Annotated in this window: 6 protein-coding genes; 5 read left to right on the plus strand and 1 reads right to left on the minus strand. The window is 72.1% G+C overall.

Annotated elements, in window-relative coordinates; genetic code table 11:
• Window positions 1-285: hypothetical protein (locus B551_RS14125; RefSeq protein WP_253281361.1), on the minus strand; the 285-nt coding region annotated here is incomplete at its 3' end.
• Between B551_RS14125 and B551_RS14130 the strand changes: the two genes are divergently transcribed.
• The 5 genes from B551_RS14130 to B551_RS14150 all read left to right on the plus strand — a co-directional run.
• Window positions 254-1,351, plus strand: coding sequence for a cellulose synthase subunit BcsC-related outer membrane protein (locus B551_RS14130; protein WP_253281362.1), 1,098 nt, complete (start codon window positions 254-256; stop codon window positions 1,349-1,351). The two genes, B551_RS14125 and B551_RS14130, sit on opposite strands and share 32 nt — an antisense overlap.
• Before the next feature lie 16 nt (window positions 1,352-1,367).
• Complete coding sequence (bcsE, locus tag B551_RS14135) at window positions 1,368-3,272, plus strand: cellulose biosynthesis protein BcsE (protein ID WP_023264357.1); 1,905 nt, start codon at window positions 1,368-1,370, stop codon at window positions 3,270-3,272.
• A 7-nt stretch (window positions 3,273-3,279) separates the two neighbouring features.
• Window positions 3,280-3,483: a hypothetical protein gene (locus tag B551_RS14140; protein WP_006580055.1), complete on the plus strand. Its 204-nt coding sequence runs from the start codon at window positions 3,280-3,282 to the stop codon at window positions 3,481-3,483.
• On the plus strand, window positions 3,480-4,337 hold the full coding sequence (gene bcsQ, locus B551_RS14145) for a cellulose biosynthesis protein BcsQ (RefSeq protein WP_006580056.1): 858 nt from the start codon (window positions 3,480-3,482) through the stop codon (window positions 4,335-4,337). The genes B551_RS14140 and bcsQ overlap by 4 nt, the downstream gene beginning before the upstream one ends.
• Window positions 4,334-4,573: hypothetical protein (locus B551_RS14150; RefSeq protein WP_157071984.1), on the plus strand; the 240-nt coding region annotated here is incomplete at its 3' end. The genes bcsQ and B551_RS14150, both read left to right, overlap by 4 nt.

Below are 4,573 nucleotides of genomic sequence, written 5' to 3' on the forward strand. Positions count from 1 at the left end.
GTCGTCGAAGCGGCCGCCGGACTGCGCGATCCGTCCCTGCTGCACGACGATATCCGCGCGCTCGGGATAGCGCTGGCGCAGGGGGTCGACCACCGCGGCCGCTTCATCGTCGCGGCGCAGCGCCGTCAGCCGCCGCGCTGCCGACAGCCGCGTATCGATATCGTCGTCCGCCGCGCCGGCCAGCACGTCGCGCACGATGCGCAGCGCCTCGTCGTTGCGTCCCGCGCGCTCGGCCAGCCTCGCCAGCGTCACGTTGTTCTCGCGCAAGTCCGGCGACAGCGGCATCTCGGAACTGAGTGCGACCGAAATCCCGCTGTACGTGCGGATGCCGCATGGCTACACCGGCCACGTGTTCTTCCACGCCGACACCGTGCTGCTCGATGCCGGCACGCTGCGCATGGACGCCAGCGGCGCCGAAGAGTTCGGCCAGATCGCCGCGCGCGGCAGCGCCGGCATCGCGCCGCGCGGGCAAAGCGACAAGGGCGTGGCACTGGCCGCCGGCTATGCGTACAACGGCGCCTACGACAGTTGGCGCGCCGACCTCGGCACGACGCCGCTCGGCTTCCTGCAGCAGTCCGTGGTCGGCGGCTTGCGCTATCGCGCCGAACTGAACCGCGCCGCGGCCACCATCGACGTATCGCGCCGCGCGGTGACCAGCAGCCTGATTTCCTACGCGGGCGCGATCGATCCGGCCAGCGGCGAACGCTGGGGCGGCGTGGTGCGCAACGGCATCACGCTCGGCTATTCGCACGATGTCGGCCGCGGCAGCCTGTTCGCCACCGTCGGCGCCGGCGTGCTGACCGGGCATAACGTCCGCACCAATCGCGAGTTGACGGTACGCGCCGGCTTCGACTGGCCGCTGCTGCAGGCGCGCAACCAGCGCGTGACCAGCGGCCTGGTGGTCAATTACTGGCGCTATCAGGAAAACCTGCGCTACTACACCTTCGGCCATGGCGGCTATTACAGCCCGCAGCGCTATCTGTCGCTGTCGGTGCCGCTCGAATGGACCGGGCGGCGCGGCGCCTGGTCGTGGCGGCTGGGCGGCTCGGCCGGCTGGTCGGATACCTACGAGAAGGACATGCCGTTCTATCCGACCCGGCCGGACCTGCAGGCCCTGGCTGGCAATCGGTCGTTCCGCGGCGGCAGCGGCGGCGGCTTCAGCTATACCGCGCTGGCCGCGGTCGAATATCGCTTCGCGCCGAAGTGGGTCGCCGGCATGGCGCTGCAGATCGACCGTTCGCGCGACTACGCGCCCAATCGCGCGATCGCCTATCTGCGCTATCACTTCGAACCGCAACGCGGACCGGTGCCCTTCCCGCCCGAGCCGGTGCGGCCGTATTCCTCGTACTAGATCGGATCGACGCATCATGAACCCATCGACGAGGCCCGCCACCACTTCGCTGACCCCGCACTCCGCTGCATCGACCGCGCCCGCGCCGCCGCGCTCGGCGCTGTTCGCGCGGCTGCAGGCACGTCCCGCGCTGGCGATCGACGGCCTGCCGGCCGAACTGGCCACGCTGGCGCCTGGCCATGCGCATATCGTCTATGCCGCGCCGTCGCCGGCGCGCGATGCGCTGTTCTGGCAGACCGCCGCCACCGCGCTGCGCGGTCCGGCCACGGTGCTGTCCGCCCGTCCGGCCGACGGCATCGCGCAGGCGCTGCGCGAGCACGGGCTCGATATCGACGTCGGCGGCGCGCTGCATCATCGCGCCAATCTGTGCGGGCTGCGCGTGGACGAGCGCGGCGCCGACATCGACACGCTGATCGATGCGCTGCAGGCCCTGGCCGACCAATGCGCGGCCCGCCACAGCGTGGTGATGGTCGAGGGCGCCGAAGCGTGCTTTTCGTGGGACGACGGCGCGCGCCTGTCGCGCGAAGGCGCGCGGCTGGCGGCGTGGTGCGTGCGCGAACGGCTGTCGCTGCTGCTGGTGCTCGCCCCGCCGACCGACGATATCGACGAGACCCGGCGGCCCGCCGATCTGGGCAGCCTGCACGCGCGCTTTGCCGGCGCCGCGCATCTGGCGCAGGTGCAAGGCCAGTTCACCTGGGAGGTCGCGTTCTGGCGCGATCGCGAGGCGGTGCTCGCCAGCCGCTCGCTGCCGCTGCGCTTCGCCGCCGACGAGCACCGGCTGATGGTCAGCGGCGCCGGCGCGGAAGGCGAAGGCGGCGATGCCGCGGCGGCCGGCCTGCTGGCGCCGGACGAACACCGCGTGATCGTCTGCCGCGATGCGGTCGCGCACGAGCGCTGGGTGCCCGAGTCCTGGCAGCTGGTCGACAGCAACGAGGCCGCGGTGGCGAGCGCCAGCGGCGCGGTGGCGGCGACCGTGCTGCTGCACTACCACGGCAACCGCGCCTTCGAGACGCTGGCCGAACAGGTGCACCGGCTGCGGCGCACGCGCGGCAGCGCGCTGAAGATCGTGGTGCGCGAGGACCAGGAGGCGATGCGGCAGCACTACGAGTTGCTGCTGCTCAATCTCGGCGCCAATCTGGTGGTCGCGCGGCGCACACCGTTCGCGCGTGTCCAGGCGATGCTCGAAGGCGTGCAGGGCCAGGTGTTCTCGCGCCCGCTGCCGGCGGACTACCGCACCGCGCTATCGGCGGTGCTGACCGGCTCGGCGATCGGCTATGTGCCGCCGGCCGAGTTCATCGACACGGTGCGCGGCGCGGTCGAACAGGGCCGCACGATCCGGCTGCCGCATGTGCTGCTGCGCCTCACGCTGCTGCCAGAGGTCGCGCATATCGACGCGCTGCGCGCCTGCCGGATGAACCGCACCGGCGATATCTGCAGCGCGGACGGCGACAGCGTCTATGTGTTCTTCTTCGCCTGCCGGCTCGACGACGCCGACGCGGTCTGCCGGCGCGTGTTCCAGCGGCCGCTGGAGGCGCTGTTCTCGGGCGAGCTGCGCTGCGGCGACGCGCCGACCATCGAAGCCGCGCTGAACGCGTTCGCGCAGCAGGCGCAGGAGCAAGCGCTGCCCGATTACAGCGGCTGGCTGCAGGCGCGCGAGCAAGCGAACGGACAGGCGAACGGACAGGCGAACGATCAGGCGGCGGAAGCCGAGGCGGAACGCTCGCCGACGTCCTCGATGCCAGTAGACGAAGCCGCGCCCGCGCCGGCCGCTGTTCCGTCCTCCGGACGCGCCAGGCCCGCACTGCCGCTGCTGTCTCCGTTGGACGTACTGCGGCCGCCCGCATCGGCTCACGGCGCCTCGCACCCCAAACCCCGCACCGCGCCGACGCCGGCCGCGGTGCCGCTCAAAGCCAGGGAATAGCCTCGCCATGCGCGTCTTCATCGGATATTTCATCTGGGGCCTGATCCTGGCCGCGCCCGTCGCCTGGCTGATCTGGAAGCTGGACCTGATGCGCGCGATGCCGCGCTGGTTCCAACCCAGGCAGCGCCGCGCGGTGCGGCTGCCACCCCAACTCGAAGGCATCGTGATCCGCGGCAAGCGGTGGCAGGCGCCGAAGGACGGCACGCGATGAAGACGATCGCCATCGTCGCGCCGGTCGGCGGCGCCGGCCGCAGCACGATGACCGCCGCGCTCGCCTCGCTGCTGGCCGGGCGCGGACATGCCGTGCTGGCGCTCGAGTGCGATCCGCGCAATCTGCTGGGCCTGCATTTCGGCCTGCGCGAGCCCGTCGAACGCGGGCTGGTCGACGCGGCCTTGCGGCCCTCGGCGAGCGACTGGGCCACAGCGGCGCTGCGCAGCGACGACGACGTGCTGCTGCTGCCGTGGGGTCAGGCCGATGGTGTGCATGGCGGCGCCGATCGCAATGACCGTGGCGCCAATGCCAATGCCAATGCCAATGCCAATGCCGACGCCGACGCCGAGGCCGCCGCCACGCGATGCCTGCTCGAGCGGCCGCACTGGCTGCGCACGCTGCTGGCGCAGGTCGACCTGCCAGACGACGGCATCGTGCTGATCGACACGCCGGCCTGGCCAGCCCCGCATGCCGCGCAGGCGCTTGCCGCCGCCGATCTGGCGCTGGTGCTGGGGCCGCCCGAGCCGGAAGTCTGCGCCACGCTGCCGCGACTGCAGCACGCGCTGGAACGGATCGGCCTGCCCTACCGCGTCGTCGCAACGCGGGTCCAGCCGGCGCGCCAGCTGCATGGCGACGTGCTGGCGCTGCTGCGCACCCGGCTGCGCGAGCGGCTGCTGCCCTATCAGGTCCATCTGGATCACGGCCTGCCCGAAGCGCTGGCGCGCGGCGAGAACTTCTGCCGCGCGATGCCGCATTCGCAGGCCGCGCACGATCTGCAGGGCATCGCGGCCTGGCTGTCGCAATGGATCGCGGCCGCGACCGGCGCCGCGCAACACGCTGGGGCGCGCGGATGATTCTCGGCGTGCTGCTCGACCTGACCTTGCGGCTGCGTGCCGCGCTGGCCCAAGGACTGGATCTTGGCGAGCAGCCCGCGCGCGGCGACTGGCTGGTGCGCCTGTTCTTCCGCCCGGCGCGCCGCGGCAAGCGCGATTGGCCGGCCGAGTTCGCGGCCTGGCTGTCGCAGCGCGGTGCCGAGCGTCTTGGCATCGATCCGCGGCACAGCCTGCCGCGCCGCGTATGGCGGCTGTTC

Origin of the sequence: Cupriavidus sp. HPC(L) (genome assembly GCF_000307735.3) — a bacterium.
Lineage (GTDB): Bacteria > Pseudomonadota > Gammaproteobacteria > Burkholderiales > Burkholderiaceae > Cupriavidus.